The following is an 18928-nucleotide window of genomic DNA, read 5'->3' on the forward strand; positions in this document are numbered from 1 at the left end:
TTGCAACAAGCGGACGTTTTTTCACAGGAGTTCCGGGTGGACGATTACCAGCAGACGATACGCACCTTGTCCGATCGCATTGTGCTGGCGCAAACGCCGATTCGCATTCTCGACGCAGTAAAGTGGGACGAAAGCATCCGCAAGGGTTTCCTCAAGGCCAAGGGCAAGGAAATGCCCGCCGTGGACCGCGACTATTACCTCAACCGGCCCCTGTCGTTCGATTCCAGCAAAGTGAAGCTCGAATTCCAGAACATCGAACGTGACATCACCCGTCAGCTCGGGCAGTTCAACCCGGTCGGCCAGATCATGCGTCGCATGTGCAAGGAATACCGCATGGTGGTGCGCATGCTCGAAGCACGCGGCACCGAGGATTTCGGGCTGATCTCCCAGGAGTTGTACGGCGCCGCCTCCGATGCGTTCCATGCCGGCGACCCGACCCTGGCTGACCTGGGCTTGATGCTGTCCGATTACCTGAACAACATTGATGGCCGTGGCGACCTGAAGGACGAGCCGAAGATTTTGACCGCCCAGGACGCTGTCAGCCTGCTGCAGCATCGGCTCAACCGGGTTTTTGGTGAGGCCGAGGAAACCATCCGGGTGTTCGAGTCCGACGGGATCGTGGCCGATGCGGCGGCTGGCGCCGATTACATCAAGATTCGCACCGATGCGATGTTCAACGACCGTGACGTTCGGGCCCTGGAAGTCCATGAAGGTCTGGTGCACGTCGGCACCACCCTCAATGGCCTGAATCAGCCGATCTGCACCTTCCTGTCCAAGGGGCCACCCTCGTCCACGGTGACCCAGGAAGGCCTGGCGATCCTGATGGAGATCATCACCTTCGCCTCTTACCCAAGTCGTCTGCGCAAGCTGACCAATCGCACCCGGGCCATTCACATGGTGGAGGAGGGGGCGGACTTTCTGCAGATATACGAGTTCTTCCGTGAGCAGGGCTTTGAGATGGGCGAAAGCTACGGCAACGCCAGCCGGGTTTTCCGTGGTTCGGTGCCAACCGGTCTGCCATTCACCAAAGACTTGTCCTACCTCAAGGGCTTCATCATGGTTTACAACTACATTCAGCTGGCCGTACGCAAAGGCAAGCTGGAGCAGGTGCCGCTGCTGTTCTGCGGTAAAACCACCCTTGAAGACATGCGCACGATGCGCCAACTCGTGGACGAAGGCTTGGTCGTGCCGCCCAAATACCTGCCGGAACAGTTCCGCGACATGAACGCGCTGTCGGCCTGGATGTGTTTCTCCAACTTCCTCAACCACCTGAGCCTGGACCGGATCGAAGCGGATTATTCCAATATCCTCTGAATACAATGTGGTTGAAAATGTGGGAGCGAGCCTGCTCGCGATTGCGATGTTCCAGTCAACATTGATGTTGACCGTTCTACCGCAATCGCGAGCAGGCTCGCTCCCACAGGGGACGGTGTTTCATTTATTTTTTGCGAGGTTTCACCGGATGCGAACCCTCGGCATCTTATGCCTGCTGCTGACCCTGAGCGGTTGCAGTTCCCTGCTGTTCTACCCCGAACGCGGCCTGCCCTTTACCCCGGAACGGGCCAAGCTCGACTACCGCGACGTCACCCTGACCACCGCCGACGGTGTCAGGCTCCACGGCTGGTGGCTGCCGGTCAAACAAGGGGTGGAGGTCAAGGGCACGGTACTGCACTTGCACGGTAACGGCGGCAACCTGGCCTGGCATCTGGGGGGGAGTTGGTGGTTACCCGAGCAGGGTTACCAGGTATTGATGGTGGATTACCGCGGTTACGGCCGGTCCGAAGGCGAGCCGAGCCTGCCGGCGATCTATCAGGACATCGACGCGGCGTTCAAATGGCTCGACCAGGCGCCACAGGTTCAAGGCAAGCCTCTGGTGCTGCTCGGCCAGAGCCTGGGCGGCGCGCTGGCGGTGCATTACCTGGCCGATCATCCCGAGCGTCAGCCGCAACTCAAGGCCCTGGTGCTCGATGGCGTGCCCGCCAGTTATCGCGACGTAGGGCGTTTTGCCCTGAGTACTTCATGGCTGACCTGGGCATTGCAGGTGCCGCTGTCCTGGCTGGTGCCCGACGGTGACAGTGCAATCGGTTCGGTGGCGCAATTGAAGGGCGTACCGAAATTGATCTACCACAGCCTCGATGACCCGATCGTGCCTCTTTCCAACGGCATCCGTCTGTATCAAGCTGCGCCGCCGCCCCGGGTCCTGCAACTGACTCGCGGTGGGCATGTGCAGACATTCGCCGACCCGGTCTGGCGAACGGTGATGCTGCGCTATCTCGACGACCCCTGGCACTTCGACGGCCTGCGCCGCCTGGGCGAGATCCCGAATTATCCGAAATCATCCGTTGAATCTTCAGAGAGCCCGCAATGAGCGAAGAACGTAACGCCATCCCCCTGATCATCACCGGTATCTGCAGCATCCTCGGCACCGTCGCGGTGCTCTGGTACTACGGCTACCTGCACTTCGCCAAACCCGAGGATGCGTTGCTGCTCAACGAGTTCACCATGCTCAAGACCGTGCCGGGCGAAGACTACAAAGTCGCCCTGGAGCCTGCCCCCCAGGTCGCCCAGTGCATCGATGGTGTGCTGGTGCTGTTCGACACCGAACAGAAAGGCCTGACCGGCGTGCTGATCAATGAGAAGAAGCGTGCGGTGCGCTGCATGGGGCAGGAGACGCCGCAGAAGCTCGAGCCATAACCCAGCCATAATTCCCCTGTGGGAGCGAGCCTGCTCGCGATAGCGGTGGACCAGTCGCAACTGCATTGACTGACCCACCGCTATCGCGAGCAGGCTCGCTCCCACAGGGAAATGTGTTGGCCGATAAAAAAGCCCCGCCTGATCACGTCAGGCGGGGCTTTCCAGTTGCAGTCAGCCGATCAGTTGGCGCTCATGGTCGAGCGCGGGGCGACTGGCTGGTTGTCGTTGGAGATGGTCACCTCGACCCGACGGTTCATGGCACGGCCCGAGACGCTGGTGTTGTCCGCCACCGGGAATTCCTTGCCGTAACCTTGGGTCACGATGCGGGATTGGTTTACGCCCATTTTTACCAGCTCGCGTTGTACGGAAGCGGCGCGGCGCTCGGACAGCGACTGGTTGTAGGAGTCCGAACCGGTGCTGTCGGTGTAGCCTTCGATGATCACCTTACGGTCGGGGTTTTCCTGGAGGAACTGGGCCAGTTTATTCACGTTGACCAGGCCGCTGGAGCGCAGCTCGGACTTGTTGGTGGCGAACAGCACGTCACCGAAGGTCACCAGCGTGCCGCGTTCGGTTTGCTTGGCGTTGAGGCTGTCTTGCAGTTGCTTGATCTGCGCGTTACGGGCCTCGAGCAGTGCGCGGGCGCGTTCATCACCGGCGTTTTTCAGCTCGGCTTCAGCGGTGCGCAGGGCGATGGTCTGCTTGGCCACCTCCACGCGCTGGTTGGTCAGATAGGCCAACTGGTCGACCTTGGCTTCATCTTCCTTGTCCATGTAAGCCTTGTCGGCTTTGGCCAGGAAGTCGGCGGCGTCCTTGGTTTCCAGAGCTGCAACCTTGGTCGCCGCCGGGTCAGCCTGCAGACCGTTGTAGTTGGTACGGGCCTGTTCCAGATTAGCGTTCGGATCTGTGGAACACGCGGCCAGCGAGACGCAGGCGGCCAGCAGGGCGGGGATCATCAAATGTTTGTGCATCATAGTCTGTCGTCCTTTTATCAATGAGAAGTACGTCGCGGCGTGAACGGCTTACTGAAGCTTGTTCATGCCTTCCTGACGCAGTTCCTGAACCCCTTTCTGGGAGTCCTTGAGAGCCTGTTCGGCCTTGGCGGCCTGGGCCTTGCGCTCAGCGACGCGGGCGTCCCACTCGGCCTGTTCGGCCAGACGCTTAGCTTCTTCGTAGTTCTTGTCGTGCATCGCGATCTCGGCCTGCTTGAGCTTGTCCTGGGCCGACTTCATTTCCACGGCGGCGAATTCGGTACCGCCGGCGCTGACGGCGCTGTTGACCGCCGATTGGGTCACCGCGTACTGCTCCGAGGGCGGGTTGCCGGCGCAACCGGCGAGGATGAAGCTGCTACCGATAGCCAGGGCAGCCAACTTCAGGCCGCGCAGGCCAGTGGATGAGGGTTTGGCAGTGCAGGTATTCATAGGCTTCAACTCCATTGGAAAACTCCTGAAAAAACTACAGATCCATGCTGGGACCGAAGCCGGGACGTCTGTTTCGGCGCTGGCGCCGGGGCGCGTTTATTTAAACGACCGTTCCAGTATGGTTACTCGGTGTGACCTGAGGCGTTTTTCAAAAGTTCAGCGAGGATGGCCAATCGCCAAAAGTTTTGCTGACTGATTGGTCAGCGCCAGAAAAGCTGAACTTTCAAGGCGCGTAGCGGTATTCCCGGCGTAGGAGGCGTGCGTTTTTGTGGGGAGCGCATGTAGGAACTGGCGAAGGCTGGGGCTGCGTTCGGACGATCTTTTGATCTGTCGTCTGGGAAAGATCGCAGCCCCGCTCCTAAAGAAAATTAGTGCTTGGACTTGTCGTTCTGCGAGGAGAGTTGATGCAGATGACGCCGCGACAGAGCGAGAAAACGCGGGGTCGGGCCGACGTCTTCGTAGAGCGGGTCACCCTCTTCATCGGTGGCCACCACTTGCGAGCCCTTGATGTAAGGGAAGCTGGCTTCCAGTTCTTCCAGCGCCGCCCCGATCAATTCGCCGAGAAGTTCCTCGGGTTGGCGCTTGGGGTACATCTCGCAGATCGCCGCCAGTCGTGCGGCGGCCTCCACGTCCAGGTGAATAGTGTAGCCGGTCTGGGTCAGGCAACCCTTGGCGTTTTCTTCCCAGTGTTGGGCGAGCTCACGGATTTTCATGATGGCCTCAATAGCCCGCGGATGGCAGGCGCGCAGAGTGACAAGCCGTTGTGTGGCTTACTGTTAAGACTAGCTTTGTCCGACAAGGTTTAATGTCCCCTCGTCGCTTGTCATAAACGTCTTGCGTCGGCACTCTCTGTAAAACGTCTAACCCAAGAGCTGTCCGGACCTTTTGCTGGAGAACTGCTGATGACCGATATCGATGCACGCTTGCGCGAGGATGTTCACCTGCTCGGCGAGCTGCTGGGCAACACCATCCGCGAACAGTACGGGGACAGGTTTCTCGACAAGATCGAGCAGATCCGCAAGGGTGCCAAGGCCGATCGACGCGGCTCCATGGACGCCGAACTGAGCGCCAGCCTCAATCAGTTGGGCGAGGACGAACTGCTGCCGGTGGCGCGGGCGTTCAATCAGTTCCTCAACCTGGCCAACATCGCCGAGCAGTATCAACTTATCCACCGACGCGAAGAGTCCAAACCGGCACCGTTCGAGGCGCGGGTGTTGCCCGAACTGCTTGCTCGATTGCGGGCCGAGGGCCATGGCGCCGAGTCCCTGGCGCGGCAATTGGGACGGCTGGAAATCGAGCTGGTGCTCACCGCCCACCCCACGGAAGTGGCCCGGCGCACGCTGATCCAGAAATACGATGCCATCGCCGCGCAACTGGCGGCCCAGGACCACCGCGATCTCACCAGCGCCGAACGTGCGCAAATCCACGAGCGTCTGCAACGGCTGATCGCCGAAGCCTGGCACACCGAAGAAATACGCCGCACCCGGCCGACCCCGGTGGACGAGGCCAAGTGGGGCTTTGCGGTGATCGAACATTCGCTGTGGCAAGCCATTCCCAATTACCTGCGCAAGGCCGATCAGGCCCTGCATGCCGCCACCGGCTTGCGCCTGCCGCTGGAGGCTGCACCGATCCGCTTTGCCTCGTGGATGGGCGGCGACCGGGATGGCAACCCCAATGTCACCGCTGCGGTAACCCGCGAAGTGCTGTTGCTGGCGCGGTGGATGGCGGCGGATCTGTACCTGCGCGACGTTGACCACCTAGCGGCTGAGCTGTCCATGCAAAAAGCCAGCGAGGCTTTGCGCGCCCAGGCCGGTGATAGCGCTGAACCCTACCGTGCCGTGCTCAAGCAATTGCGTGAACGCCTGCGCGCCACGCGCAATTGGGCGCACGCGTCCCTGAAAGTCACTACCCCAGCCTCTGCCGATGTGTTGCAGAACAACCGCGAACTGCTGGACCCGCTGGAGCTTTGCTACCAGTCCCTGCACGAGTGCGGCATGGGCGTGATCGCCGACGGGCCGCTGCTCGACTGCTTGCGCCGGGCGGTGACGTTCGGGTTGTTCCTGGTGCGCCTCGATGTGCGCCAGGACTCCACGCGCCACAGCGCAGCCATGACTGAAATCACTGACTACCTGGGCCTGGGCCGCTATGAGGACTGGAGCGAGGAGCAGCGCATCAGCTTTCTGCTGGAGGAGCTGAACAACCGGCGTCCGCTTTTGCCCGCTCATTTCAAACCGTCGGCCGATACGGCGGAAGTCCTGGCCACGTGCCGGGAAGTGGCGGCGGCGCCGGCGGCGTCCCTGGGCTCGTACGTGATCTCGATGGCGGGCGCCGCTTCCGATGTGCTCGCGGTGCAGCTCTTGTTGAAAGAGGCCGGCGTGTTGCGACCCATGCGGGTGGTGCCGCTGTTCGAGACCCTGGCCGACCTGGACAACGCCGGGCCGGTGATCGAGCAATTGTTGCTGCTGCCGGGCTATCGCTCGCGGCTGCAAGGGCCTCAGGAGGTGATGATCGGCTATTCCGATTCGGCCAAGGATGCCGGCACGACAGCGGCGGCCTGGGCACAGTATCGAGCCCAGGAACGGCTGGTGGACATTTGTCGCGAACAGCAAGTCGAACTGCTGTTGTTCCATGGCCGCGGAGGCACTGTGGGGCGTGGCGGCGGTCCGGCTCACGCGGCGATTCTGTCGCAACCGCCGGGTTCGGTGGCCGGGCGGTTCCGTACCACTGAGCAGGGTGAAATGATTCGTTTCAAATTTGGCCTGCCGGACATCGCCGAACAGAATCTCAATCTGTACCTCGCCGCCGTGCTGGAAGCGACGCTGCTGCCACCGCCTCCGCCCACTCCTCAGTGGCGTCATCTGATGGATGAACTGGCGGCCGACGGGGTCAAGGCTTACCGCGCCGTGGTGCGGGAAAATCCGCAATTCGTCGAGTATTTCCGCCAGTCCACACCGGAGCAGGAACTGGGCCGTCTGCCGCTGGGCAGCCGGCCGGCCAAGCGCCGGGCCGGAGGCATCGAAAGCCTGCGGGCGATCCCGTGGATCTTCGGCTGGACCCAGACGCGCCTGATGCTGCCGGCCTGGCTCGGTTGGGAGACCGCCCTGGGCAAGGCGCTGGAGCGCGGCGAGGGCGAGTTGCTGGGGCAGATGCGCGAGCAATGGCCGTTTTTCCGCACCCGCATCGACATGCTGGAGATGGTGCTGGCCAAGGCCGACGCGGACATCGCGCGCTCCTACGATGAGCGTTTGGTCGAACCTGGGTTGCTACCGTTGGGCGAGCATTTACGCGACCTATTGTCGCAGGCGTGCGCGGTGGTCCTGGGGTTGACCGGTCAGTCGCAGCTACTGGCACATAGCCCTGACACCCTGGAATTCATTCGCCTGCGCAACACCTACCTCGACCCGTTGCACCTGTTGCAGGCTGAACTGCTTGCCCGTTCGCGGCAGCAGGACGTTGCCCAGGGCAGCCCCGTGGAACAGGCGCTTCTGGTGTCTGTGGCGGGGATTGCCGCCGGTTTGCGTAACACCGGCTAAGGTTAAGCGGCGTACCGAAACGGCCCGCCCGGTATCCCCCGGGCGGAGGCCGGGTGGGCAGGGAGGAGGTCGGTCGGGCGACAGTTTGTTGTCCGGTTGCGACGATCGCCACCTCCTCCCAAGGGCGCGTCAGGCGCGGGTTCCTTCGACTTTCGGCGGCTTGTGTGGGTCGGGCCTGCTGTGTATCTTGATCAGCCTTTGGCCGTTTGGGCGGTCACGATCCTGTTTTCCGAGATTGGCCCCACGAGGCGAATCCGAGCGTTTACATAAAAAAATTGAGGAGCACATCGATGCGCGTCATTCTGCTGGGAGCTCCCGGGGCCGGTAAAGGTACTCAGGCAAAGTTCATCACCGAAAAATTCGGTATCCCGCAAATCTCCACTGGCGACATGCTGCGTGCCGCGGTCAAGGCCGGCACCGAGCTGGGCGTCAAGGCCAAGAGCATCATGGATGCCGGCGGCCTGGTGTCGGATGACCTGATCATCGCGCTGGTCCAGGATCGCATCGCTCAAGCCGATTGCGCCAACGGCTTCCTGTTCGACGGTTTCCCGCGCACCATTCCGCAGGCCGAAGCCTTGGTTACGGCTGGCGTGGAGCTGGATCACGTTGTCGAAATCGCCGTCGACGACGAGGAGATCGTTCAACGCATTGCCGGTCGTCGTGTCCATGAGCCGTCCGGCCGTGTCTACCACACCGTCTATAACCCGCCGAAACTCGCCGGCAAGGACGACATCACCGGTGAAGCACTGGTGCAGCGCAAGGACGACACCGAAGAAACCGTGCGCCATCGCCTGTCGGTCTACCATTCCCAGACCAAGCCGCTGGTGGAGTTCTACCAGAAGCTGTCCGCCAAGACCCAGGGCAAGCCCAAGTACAGCTACATCGCGGGCGTTGGTTCGGTTGAAGCGATCACCGGCAAGGTGCTTGAAGCACTGAGCTGAAAAGTCTGCTGTGCAGCAAATAACAACGGCCCGCTTGCGGGCCGTAGTTGTTTATACTGGCGCACTTTTCCCCATCTGATTTACGGACACACCGATGAGCACCTTGCTGGCCCTGGATACCGCGACTGAAGCTTGCTCCGTTGCCTTGCTGCACGACGGCAAGGTCACGAGCCATTACGAGGTGATCCCGCGCTTGCACGCCCAGAAGCTGCTGCCGATGATCCAGCAATTGCTCAGCGATGCAGGGACCACCTTGCAGGCGGTGGATGCGATTGCCTTTGGTCGTGGGCCGGGAGCGTTCACTGGCGTGCGCATTGCCGTCGGCGTGGTGCAGGGCCTGGCGTTTGCCCTGGAGCGGCCGGTGTTGCCGGTGTCCAACCTGGCGGTACTCGCCCAGCGCGCCTTGCGTGAACAGGGCGTCAGCCAAGTCGCGGCGGCCATCGATGCGCGCATGGATGAGGTGTATTGGGGCTGCTACCGCGAGTCCGAGGGTGAGATGCGCCTGGTGGGCGCCGAAGCGGTGCTCCCCCCCGAAGCGGCGGCGTTGCCTGCCAACGCCAGCGGCGACTGGTTCGGCGCCGGTACCGGTTGGGGCTACGGCGAGCGGATTGCCGTCCCCCTCAGCGGCCAGGACGCCTCGATGCTGCCCCATGCCGAAGACCTGCTGACCCTGGCCCGCTTCGCCTGGGAGCGCGGCGAAGCCATTCCGGCCGACGATGCACAACCGGTGTACTTACGGGACAAGGTTGCAACACCCAAATCCGAACGGTAGACCCAGGCGTTGTGAGAGCAAAGCTTGCTCGCGATACGGGGGCCCCGGTTCTCCGGCGGACCGCGTCATCTTCATCGCGGGCAAGCCTTGCTCCTACAAAGTCATTTGCTCCCCCAAAAGTCACACCCAATATTACCAGTCGTCATTTTTTCGAGCCGGTTTTAAACCTTTTTGACTTTATGTGCTCTAGTTATCACTTGCGCATTTGCGCGGCTGTGAAAGTGCCGCTAAATTGCCATCATTGATACCGAGCATTCTGTTATGCGTATAGACGGCGTTTCATCCCAGTCCTACCCCATCAAACGCAGGCCTCGTGCAGGCAAAGTTGCTGCGGATGAGTCCTTCGATGACATCGATGGCGAACTGGAATTTCCGTCCGAAGAGCAGTTGGCCGCTCGCGCTGCCAAAGCCTCGGCGCAACGCCTGAGCAATCTTCCGGCCCGTCAGCAAGACATGCTGTATCACCGCGCCATGAGCCGCAGTGTATCCGCGGCCCTGGCCAGCTACCTGAGCACTGCCGGTTTCGTTGACTGGGATATGGAAGTGCTGGGACTCGACCTCTACATCTGATGGGGTTGCCTTACTACCTGGGCTGCCCGTCCTGGAGCGAAAACGCCTGGCGCGATTATCTTTATCCGCAAGACGCCAAAAGCTCCGATTTCCTGAACCTCTATTCTCAAGTGTTCAATGCCGTGGAAGGCAATACGACCTTCTACGCCAGCCCCTCTGCGGCCATCGTTCAGCGCTGGGCGCAGACCATGCCCGAGCAGTTTCGCTTCACCGCCAAGTTGCCCGGTGACATCAGCCACAATGGCGATTTGCGTGAGCACCTGACGGCCATCGAAACCTTCGTGCAATTGCTCAGCCCCCTGGGCGAACGGGTTTCACCGTTCTGGTTGCAGCTATCCAAGGCCTTTACCCCGAATCGCTTGCCGGAGCTGGCGGGCTTCATCGATGCCTTTGAGCGACCCTTGGCCGTGGAGGTCCGTCACGGTGACTTCTTTGCCAAGGGCGATGCAGAACGACAGCTCAACCGCCTGCTCCTTGATCGCGGGGTAGAACGCATCTGTCTGGATCCCCGGGCATTGTTCAGTTGCACCTCGACCGATCCTGCCGTGCTCCATGCTCAATCGAAGAAACCGCGCGTACCGCCCCGGCCGACCGCGTTCACCGACTGCCCGCAGGTGCGTTTCATCGGCCATCCAGTGCTGGAGGCCAACGAACCGTTCCTGACCCCCTGGGTGGAAAAAATCGCCGGGTGGATCGAAGAGGGGCGCACGCCTTATATCTTTCTGCACACCGCCGACAACGTGCTGGCGGCCAAACTCGCGCAACACTTTCATCGCCGATTGATGAGCCGTTTGCCTGGCTTGCCGGCCCTGCCTGAGCTATACAGAGAGCCCGCCGCCGAGCAACTGGGTTTGCTCTGAGGCAAAATTTCTCTGCCCAGGAGTGATTTCCATGGATGCGCAAACCCGTCGAGCCCAGGCCTTCAAAGCCTTGCATGAACGCGAAGGCGCGTTCGTCATTCCCAACCCGTGGGACGCCGGTTCGGCAAAGATGCTTGCCAGTCTCGGCTTCGAGGCCCTGGCCACCACCAGTGCCGGTTACGCTTTTTCCTTGGGACGGCCCGATGGTGCCGCGGGGCTGGATGACACCCTGGCCAATGTCCGGGCGATTGTGGCGGCCACTGACTTGCCAGTGGCGGTCGATCTGGAGAACGGCTTCGCCGATGCCCCCGAGGCGTGCGCCAGCAGCCTGATCCGCGCGGCGCAGGCCGGCGCGGTGGGTGGCTCGATCGAAGATGCCACAGGGCGCGAAGACAGCCCGATCTATGGCTTCGAGCATGCCGTGGCGCGGGTTAAAGCTGCGGCTGACGCGGTGCGCAGTCTGCCGTATCCCTTTGTGCTGACCGCCCGGGCGGAGAATTTTCTGCACGGCAAGCCCGACCTGGATGACACCATTGCCCGCCTGAAGGCGTTCGCCGATGCCGGTGCCGACGTGCTCTATGCCCCAGGCTTGCGCTCGGCCGAGCAGGTGCTGGCGGTGGTCCGGGCGCTGGCGCCGAAACCGGTGAATGTGTTGATGTCCGGGGCGCTGGACCTGACGGTTGCGCAGCTGAGCGAGATGGGCGTCAAGCGCATCAGTGTCGGGTCCGCGCTGGCCCTGGCGGCGTATGGCGAGTTTTTCCGCGCCGCCGAGGAAATCCGCGAACAGGGCTCGTTCACCTTCACCCGTCGTTCGATGCCCTTCAACCAGGCCAACCAATTATTCAAGGGTTGAGGCCCGAGGCATTGTCGTGCGGGTTTTGAAAGGTTTTACGCTATTGGTGCTGGTTGTTGGCGTCGCAGTGCTGGGGGTATGGCGCGGTTGGCTGTCGGTGCCGCCACAATGGAATCCCTGGGCGCCCCTGGACGTCAATGCGCCGCCGAACCTGCTGACCCGTTACAAACTCATGGCCCTGCGCAACGATCCGCAGTTATGCGACCAGGCGCTCGCGACCTCGGGGCTGCGGGCCACCCGCCAGGCCGACAGCAGTCCCCAGGCCAGTTGCCCGCTGAGCAATGTGCTGAGGGTGCAGGGCGGCGAGGTGGCGTTGAGCAGCAGCTTCCTGGCCAGTTGCCCGCTGGCGGTGGCGTTCGCCTTGTTTGAACGTCACGCGCTGCAGCCGGCGGCGCTGGCGACCTATGGGCAGGAAGTGGTGCAGGTCGATCATCTGGGCAGTTTCGCCTGTCGCAATATGTACGGTCGGGAGAGCGGGGCGCGCAGCCAGCATGCCACGGCCAGTGCGCTGGATATCGCCGGGTTTCGCCTGGCGGACGGCCGTCGCGTGAACGTGCTCAAGGACTGGCCGAAGGACAACACCCACGCCCAATTCCTGCGCCAGGTGCGCGACGGTGCCTGTGACGTGTTCAATGTGGTCTTGAGTCCGGATTACAACGCGGCGCACCGCAACCATTTTCATCTGGATGTCGGGCCGTGGTGGATTTGCCGTTGATTCAGGCGGCGATGCGCAGGTTCTGCAACACGATCGGGCGTGCCCAGCGGGTATCGAAGTCCAGTTGCTTCTGCTGTGCCACCAGTTCCTCTTCCGGGAACGGCGGGAACGGCTTGTCCAGCAGGTCCAGTTCGAATTCGGCAATCGGCAGGTGCAGTGGACGTGGCTGAGGCGCAGGTCCCGGTTCTGGCAGCGGTTGGCCGGCGGCAAGCACCAGAGGGCGAACCCAGTTGCTTTCGAAGGTCTGCTGTTTTTGCTGGGTGGCGATTTCTTCCGGCGGGAACGGCGGGAAGGGTTTGTCCAGCAGGTCGAGTTCAAATTCAGCGATTGGCAGGAACAGCGGCTCAGGCGGTTTGACTTGGGTTTCTGTCACTTGGCAGTTGCGCTGGCTGACAATGTGCTCGAGCAATTCGGCGCCGAGGGTCGGTTCAACAGCCGCATCGAGGGCAACTGGCTGGTAGCTGCCAGGCGCCGGTGCGTTATCACCCAGTTGATCGGCCAGGGCCCGGGCAAAAAAATCCTGCCACAGGTGACTGACGCCGCTCAGGGCTTGGGTGTTGCGCAGGCTGTAATCGCCGTAAGGGGAGATGACGCCTATCGATGTGGATTGAATGTCTGACATTTTTCTCGGTCGACGCTCAGCTCTGGCAAAATGCCGTTCACCGTTGTTATCGGCCGTTTTTGCCGATCCTTAATTTTTTGAGCATGTTTCCAAGAATGAACAACTTCCATGAGTGATCAACCCGCGGCCTGCCGCATCCATGTTGAGGCCCTGGCCCCGGCCTTCCAGCCGCAGGCCGAGCACTGGGCACAGCGCCTTGACCTGCCGTTGCAGGTGGACGATGGCGAGTTTGCCTTGCAGGTCGGTGAGCAGGGGTTGCAATTGCAGCAACTGGGGCCGGATGCGCCGGGACCGGTGCGGGTGGACTTCGTCGAAGGCGGCGCGGCCCATCGCCGCTTGTACGGCGGCGGTAGCGGCCAGATGATCGCCAAAGCCGTCGGTGTGGCCCAGGGCGTACGTCCGCGTGTGCTGGATGCCACGGCCGGGTTGGGCAAGGATGCGTTTGTGCTGGCCAGCCTGGGCTGTGAAATGAGCCTGATCGAGCGCCAGCCGCTGATCGGCGCATTGCTCGAGGATGGCCTGGCCCGAGGCGCGGAGGACTTCGACGTGGCGCCGATCGTCGCCCGCATGCGGTTGCTCAAGGGCAATTCCATCGAGGTGATGCGCAACTGGCAAGGCGAGCCGCCCCAGGTGATCTACCTGGACCCGATGTTCCCTCATCGTGAGAAAACGGCCCTGGTGAAGAAGGAAATGCGCCTGTTCCGGCCGCTGGTGGGCGACGACCTGGACGCTCCGGCGTTGTTGGCCGCGGCCCTGGCCCTGGCGACTCACCGCGTCGTGGTCAAGCGTCCGCGCAAGGCACCGTGCATCGAAGGGCCAAAACCCAGCCACGGGCTTGAGGGTAAATCCAGCCGCTACGACATCTATCCCAAGAAGGCGCTCAAGGCCTGAGACCGCGTCGCCTCCATCGCGAGCAGGCTCGCTCCCACAGATGTGTGTTGTGTTAACTACACCTTACCCTGTGGGAGCGAGCCTGCTCGCGATGAGGCCCGCCCAGTCGGCGAGAATCTATCAGATGATCTGCGGCCGATAAGCGCGCATAAACAACCCCACCACTTCCTCGACATGAGCCTCGGCCGCTGCGGCTTCCAGCGGTGCGCCGCAGCCATACAGCAAGCGGAAATTCGCCGCACCCTTGATGAGGCAGAAGAAGTGTTCCGCCGCATTGCGCGGTTTGTCGATGCTCAGGGCGCCGCTCTGGTTGACCTTGTTCAGCAGCCTTTCCATGCCTGAGAGCATCCGTTGCGGGCCTGCTTCGAAGAAGATCGTCGACAGCTGCGGGTCCTGACTGCCCAAGGCCATGATCAACCGATGCAGGTTCACCGATTCGTCGCTGTTGATCAGTTGGTGAAAACCACGGGCAATGTTCAGCAACACATGTTCGATCGGCACGCCGTCAGGCCATTCGAAGAAAAGCGGCGGCACTTGCTCTTCACACTTGGCCACCACGGCAGCGGAAAACAGCGTTTCCTTGTCGTTGAAGTGGCTGTAGACCGTCAGCTTCGACACACCGGCCTCGGTGGCGACCGCGTCCATGCTGGTGTTGGCATACCCCAGGCTGACGAAGAGTTTTTTTGCCGCGTCGAGAATGGCCTGGCGCTTGGCCAGATCCTTCGGACGGCCTGGGCCGTTGGGAGGTGAAAGATTGTTCGACATTATTCGCTTTTAATACTGGACTGGTGAGTTTGCTATTAATAACATACTCGTCAGTATAATTATTCCAAGCACCATTAGCGAAAGGTCACTCGCCATGTTCCGCTATGCCTTGCCCCTCGCCCTGCCAGTGAGCCTGGTTTTTTTATTGTCTGCGTGTGGTCAGGACGAACCCGTGTCCCTTGCCGTGCGCCCCGCCATGGTGGTGCAGCCAGAGCCTTCGGGCCAGGCGATGGAAAGTTATCCGGGTGAAGTCAGGGCGCGATTCGAGCCAGACCTGGCCTTTCGCATCGGCGGCAAAGTAAGCCGACGACTGGTCGAAGAGGGCCAGCGAGTCAAGGCCAACCAGCCCCTGGCCGAGCTCGATCCCCAGGACGTGCGCCTGCAGCTGGAAGCCACCCGTGCCCAAGTCGCCGCCGCCGAAGCCAACCTGAACCTGGTGCGCGCTGAACGTGATCGCTACAAAACCTTGATGGAGCGGCAGATGGTCAGCCGCTCCCAGTACGACAACGCAGAAAACCTCTACCGCTCCGGTGCCGCGCGGCTCAAGCAGATCAAGGCTGAATTCGATGTCGCCAGCAACCAGGCCAGTTACTCGGTGCTGCGTGCGCCTCAGGATGGCGTGGTTGCCCGGCGTTCCGTGGAGGTAGGGCAGGTGGTGTCGGCCGGTCAAACGGTCTTCACCCTCGCCACTGACGGCGAGCGTGAAGTGCTGATCAGCCTGCCGGAGCAGGGCTTTGGCCGGTTCAAGATTGGTCAGCCGGTCTCGGTGGAGTTATGGAGCCAGCCCGATCAGCGTTTCAGCGGACGCATCCGCGAACTGTCGCCAGCCGCCGATCCCAGATCCCGCACCTTCGCCGCTCGCGTTGCCTTCACCGCCGGCAGTGTTCCGGCTGAGTTGGGTCAGAGTGCCCGAGTGTTTATCCAGACCGGCGACCAGGTGTCGCTGTCGGTGCCGCTGTCGGCACTCACCGCCGAGAACGGCGCCACTTACGTGTGGGTAGTCAACGGCAATAACACCCTGAAAAAAGTCCCGGTGCGCGTCGGCCCGTTTGGCGAAAAAAACGTTCCGGTGCTTGAAGGGCTGAGCCCCAATGACTGGGTCGTCGCAGCCGGTGTGCACGTGCTCCTCGACGGCCAGCAGGTGCGGCCGGTGGATCGCTCCAACCGCGTGGTCAATCTGGCGGCCAAGGAGTAATCCCCGATGGGCTTCAATCTTTCCGAATGGGCGCTGCGTAACCGCCAGATCGTCCTGTTCCTGATGTTGTTGCTGGCAATCGTCGGCGCGCTTTCCTACACCAAGCTCGGCCAGAGCGAAGACCCGCCGTTTACCTTCAAGGCCATGGTTATTCGCACCAACTGGCCGGGGGCTACGGCCGAGGAGGTTTCTCGCCAGGTCACCGAACGCATCGAAAAGAAACTGATGGAAACCGGCGATTACGAAAGAATCGTCTCGTTCTCCCGCCCGGGCGAATCCCAGGTGACTTTCATGGCTCGCGATTCCCTGCATTCGGCGCAGATTCCCGAGTTGTGGTACCAGATCCGCAAGAAGGTCAGTGACATCCGTCACACCTTGCCGCCGGGCATCCAGGGGCCGTTTTTCAACGATGAGTTTGGCACCACCTTCGGCAATATCTATGCGCTGACCGGTGATGGTTTTGACTACGGCGTGCTCAAGGATTACGCCGATCGCATCCAGATCCAACTGCAACGGGTCAAGGATGTGGGCAAGGTCGAACTGCTGGGTTTGCAGGACGAGAAAATCTGGATCGAACTGTCGAACGTGAAGCTGGCGACCCTCGGCGTGCCGCTGGCGGCAGTCCAGCAGGCGTTGGAAGAGCAGAACGCAATATCGACCGCAGGTTTTTTCGAAACCGGCAGCGAGCGGGTCCAACTACGGGTATCGGGAAATTTTCAGACAGTAGAAGAGATCCGCGACTTTCCCATTCGTGTCGCTGATCGCACGTTCCGTATCGGCGATGTCGCCGATGTTCATCGCGGTTTCAACGATCCGCCAGCCCCGCGCATGCGCTTCATGGCCGAAGATGCCATTGGTCTGGCCGTGGCGATGAAGGACGGCGGCGACATTCTGATTCTGGGCAAGGCCCTGGAGGCGGAGTTTGCCCGTATCCAGAACAACCTGCCGGCCGGCATGCAATTGCGTAAGGTCTCGGACCAGCCGGCGGCGGTGAAAACCGGTGTTGGCGAGTTCGTCCAGGTGCTGGTGGAGGCCCTGACGATCGTGTTGCTGGTGAGCTTCTTCTCCCTCGGGCTGCGGACCGGGATGGTGGTCGCCCTGGCGATTCCGCTGGTGCTGGCGATGACCTTCGCCGCGATGTATTACCTGGGCATCGGCCTGCACAAGATTTCCCTTGGCGCGCTGGTGTTGGCGTTGGGTCTGCTGGTGGATGACGCGATCATCGCGGTCGAGATGATGGCGATCAAAATGGAGCAGGGCTTCGACCGGATCAAGGCCGCCAGCTATGCCTGGACCAGCACCGCATTCCCGATGCTCACCGGTACGCTGATCACCGCTGCGGGTTTCCTGCCGATCGCCACGGCGCAGTCAGGCACCGGTGAGTACACCCGTTCGATTTTCCAGGTCGTCACCCTGGCGCTGCTGGCCTCCTGGGTGGCCGCGGTGGTGTTCGTGCCGTACCTGGGGGAGAAACTGTTGCCGGACCTGGCGAAAATTCATGCCGCCAAACACGGCACCGCTGATGGCCAGTTCGACCCCTACGGCACGCCGTTCTACCAGCGTGTCCGGCGCTTGGTGGAGTGGTGCGTGCGGCGGCGCAAAACCGTCATCGTGCTGACCGTGCTGTTATTTGTGGGCTCGGTGGCGCTGTTCCGTTTCGTGCCACAACAGTTCTTCCCGGCCTCGGGGCGACTTGAGCTGATGGTCGACCTGAAGCTGGCCGAAGGCGCGTCCCTGAGCAACACCGCCGAGCAGGTCAAGCGCCTTGAAGCGCTGCTCAAGGACCACGCGGGCATCGACAACTACGTGGCTTATGTCGGCACCGGTTCACCGCGCTTCTACCTGCCGCTGGATCAACAACTGCCGGCACCCAGCTTCGCCCAGTTCGTGGTGCTGGCCAAGACCATCGAAGACCGCGAGCCCCTGCGCAGCTGGTTGATCACCACGTTGAACGAGCAGTTCCCGGCCCTGCGCTCGCGGGTCACGCGCCTGGAAAATGGCCCGCCAGTGGGTTATCCGGTGCAGTTTCGCGTGACCGGTGAGCACATCGAACAAGTCCGGGCCCTGGCGCGGAAAGTGGCGACCAAGGTTCGTGAGAATCCCTACGTGGCCAACGTGCATCTGGATTGGGAAGAGCCGAGCAAGGTGGTGTACCTGAACGTCGATCAGGACCGCGCCCGAGCGTTGGGCGTGAGTACGGCTAACCTGTCGAGCTTTTTGCGCAGTTCCCTCACCGGCTCCAGCGTCAGCCAATACCGGGAAGACAACGAACTGATCGAGATTCTGCTGCGCGGCACGGTGCATGAGCGCACCGAATTGTCGCTGCTGCCGAGCCTGGCGGTGCCGACCGACAATGGCACAAGCGTTGCGCTGTCACAGATCGCGACGCTGGAATACGGCTTCGAAGAAGGCGTTATCTGGCACCGCAATCGCCTGCCAAGTGTGACCGTGCGGGCTGATATCTATGGCAAGGAACAACCGGCGACCCTGGTGCAGCAGATCTTCCCGACCCTGGCCCCGATTCGTGCCGAGCTGCCGGACGGTTATCTGCTGGAAGTGGGCGGTACGGTAGAGGATGCCGCCCGTGGCCAGCAATCGGTGAACGCCGGCGTGCCGCTGTTCATCGTCGTGGTGCTGACGTTGCTGATGCTGCAACTGCGCAGTTTTTCCCGCACGGCCATGGTGTTTCTCACCGCGCCCCTGGGGCTGATCGGTGTCACGCTGTTCCTGCTGGTGTTCCGCCAGCCGTTCGGTTTCGTTGCCATGTTGGGCACCATCGCCTTGTCGGGGATGATCATGCGCAACTCGGTGATTCTGGTGGACCAGATCGAACAGGACATCAAGGCGGGGCTCGCCCCGTGGCAGGCGATCATCGAAGCCACTGTGCGACGGTTTCGCCCGATTGTGCTCACCGCGCTGGCGGCGGTGCTGGCGATGATTCCGCTGTCACGTAGCCTGTTCTTTGGCCCGATGGCGGTGGCGATCATGGGCGGGCTGATCGTGGCGACGGCGTTGACGCTGTTGTTCCTGCCGGCGTTGTATGCGGCGTGGTTCAGGGTCAAGAAGACCTGACACGATCCTGATAGCACTGAAGATCAA

18 protein-coding genes are annotated in these 18928 nt (G+C 61.7%); 13 read left to right on the forward strand and 5 right to left on the reverse strand.

Translation table 11 applies throughout. From position 1 onward, the window contains the following. Positions 1–36 precede the first annotated feature (36 nt). From AC3I65_RS04765 to AC3I65_RS04775, 3 genes are all read left to right on the forward strand, one after another. Positions 37–1314, forward strand: a complete 1278-nt coding sequence (locus AC3I65_RS04765; protein WP_047227529.1) for a flavohemoglobin expression-modulating QEGLA motif protein — start codon at positions 37–39, stop codon at positions 1312–1314. Between the two features lie 148 nt (positions 1315–1462). After that, positions 1463–2368 (forward strand): alpha/beta hydrolase, encoded by a 906-nt coding sequence (locus tag AC3I65_RS04770; RefSeq protein ID WP_139051075.1) that lies wholly within the window; start codon positions 1463–1465, stop codon positions 2366–2368. Beyond that, on the forward strand, positions 2365–2694 hold the full coding sequence (locus AC3I65_RS04775) for a PA3694 family proteiin (RefSeq protein ID WP_047227531.1): 330 nt from the start codon (positions 2365–2367) through the stop codon (positions 2692–2694). Before AC3I65_RS04770 ends, AC3I65_RS04775 begins: the two co-directional genes overlap by 4 nt. A gap of 179 nt (positions 2695–2873) precedes the next feature. On the opposite strand, the gene lptF is transcribed toward AC3I65_RS04775, so the two are convergent. From lptF to AC3I65_RS04790, 3 genes are all read right to left on the reverse strand, one after another. Beyond that, positions 2874–3662, reverse strand: coding sequence for a lipotoxin F family OmpA-related lipoprotein LptF (gene lptF, locus AC3I65_RS04780; protein ID WP_160891745.1), 789 nt, complete (start codon positions 3660–3662; stop codon positions 2874–2876). 51 nt (positions 3663–3713) lie between these two features. Further along, positions 3714–4127: a DUF4398 domain-containing protein gene (locus AC3I65_RS04785; RefSeq protein WP_047227532.1), complete on the reverse strand. Its 414-nt coding sequence runs from the start codon at positions 4125–4127 to the stop codon at positions 3714–3716. 353 nt (positions 4128–4480) lie between these two features. After that, a complete protein-coding gene (locus AC3I65_RS04790) occupies positions 4481–4825 on the reverse strand; it encodes a hypothetical protein (RefSeq protein WP_047227533.1) in 345 nt (114 codons plus the stop codon). 189 nt (positions 4826–5014) lie between these two features. Between AC3I65_RS04790 and ppc the strand changes: the two genes are divergently transcribed. From ppc to AC3I65_RS04825, 7 genes are all read left to right on the forward strand, one after another. Beyond that, complete coding sequence (ppc, locus tag AC3I65_RS04795) at positions 5015–7645, forward strand: phosphoenolpyruvate carboxylase (protein WP_047227534.1); 2631 nt, start codon at positions 5015–5017, stop codon at positions 7643–7645. A gap of 290 nt (positions 7646–7935) precedes the next feature. After that, positions 7936–8586 (forward strand): adenylate kinase, encoded by a 651-nt coding sequence (gene adk, locus AC3I65_RS04800; RefSeq protein WP_047227535.1) that lies wholly within the window; start codon positions 7936–7938, stop codon positions 8584–8586. 94 nt (positions 8587–8680) lie between these two features. Continuing rightward, positions 8681–9358, forward strand: coding sequence for a tRNA (adenosine(37)-N6)-threonylcarbamoyltransferase complex dimerization subunit type 1 TsaB (gene tsaB / locus AC3I65_RS04805; protein ID WP_047227536.1), 678 nt, complete (start codon positions 8681–8683; stop codon positions 9356–9358). Between the two features lie 261 nt (positions 9359–9619). Further along, on the forward strand, positions 9620–9928 hold the full coding sequence (locus tag AC3I65_RS04810; RefSeq protein ID WP_047227537.1) for a hypothetical protein: 309 nt from the start codon (positions 9620–9622) through the stop codon (positions 9926–9928). Further along, positions 9928–10788, forward strand: a complete 861-nt coding sequence (locus AC3I65_RS04815) for a DUF72 domain-containing protein (RefSeq protein WP_076386203.1) — start codon at positions 9928–9930, stop codon at positions 10786–10788. Before AC3I65_RS04810 ends, AC3I65_RS04815 begins: the two co-directional genes overlap by 1 nt. Positions 10789–10819: 31 nt before the next feature. After that, positions 10820–11641 carry an isocitrate lyase/PEP mutase family protein gene (locus tag AC3I65_RS04820; RefSeq protein ID WP_173407347.1) on the forward strand — a complete coding sequence of 274 codons (822 nt, stop codon included), beginning with the start codon at positions 10820–10822 and terminating at the stop codon, positions 11639–11641. Positions 11642–11657: 16 nt separating this feature from the next. Beyond that, the gene (locus AC3I65_RS04825) at positions 11658–12356 is read left to right on the forward strand and encodes an extensin-like domain-containing protein (RefSeq protein ID WP_047227540.1); all 699 of its coding nucleotides are present in this window, start codon (positions 11658–11660) and stop codon (positions 12354–12356) included. Position 12357: 1 nt separating this feature from the next. On the opposite strand, the gene AC3I65_RS04830 is transcribed toward AC3I65_RS04825, so the two are convergent. Further along, entirely contained in the window at positions 12358–12978 is a 621-nt protein-coding gene (locus AC3I65_RS04830; RefSeq protein ID WP_047227541.1) for a hypothetical protein, read from the reverse strand. A 108-nt stretch (positions 12979–13086) separates the two neighbouring features. Between AC3I65_RS04830 and AC3I65_RS04835 the strand changes: the two genes are divergently transcribed. Continuing rightward, the gene (locus AC3I65_RS04835; RefSeq protein WP_047227542.1) at positions 13087–13869 is read left to right on the forward strand and encodes a class I SAM-dependent methyltransferase; all 783 of its coding nucleotides are present in this window, start codon (positions 13087–13089) and stop codon (positions 13867–13869) included. A 120-nt stretch (positions 13870–13989) separates the two neighbouring features. Here the strand turns inward: AC3I65_RS04835 and AC3I65_RS04840 are convergent, their stop codons facing one another. Next, the gene (locus AC3I65_RS04840; RefSeq protein WP_047227543.1) at positions 13990–14634 is read right to left on the reverse strand and encodes a TetR/AcrR family transcriptional regulator; all 645 of its coding nucleotides are present in this window, start codon (positions 14632–14634) and stop codon (positions 13990–13992) included. A gap of 94 nt (positions 14635–14728) precedes the next feature. Here AC3I65_RS04840 and AC3I65_RS04845 point away from each other — a divergent pair, with 94 nt between their 5' ends. Beyond that, positions 14729–15829, forward strand: coding sequence for an efflux RND transporter periplasmic adaptor subunit (locus AC3I65_RS04845; protein ID WP_160891642.1), 1101 nt, complete (start codon positions 14729–14731; stop codon positions 15827–15829). 6 nt (positions 15830–15835) lie between these two features. Next, the gene (locus tag AC3I65_RS04850; RefSeq protein WP_047227545.1) at positions 15836–18901 is read left to right on the forward strand and encodes an efflux RND transporter permease subunit; all 3066 of its coding nucleotides are present in this window, start codon (positions 15836–15838) and stop codon (positions 18899–18901) included. Positions 18902–18928 lie beyond the last annotated feature (27 nt).

It is taken from the genome of Pseudomonas sp. N-1-13 (assembly GCF_057787095.1).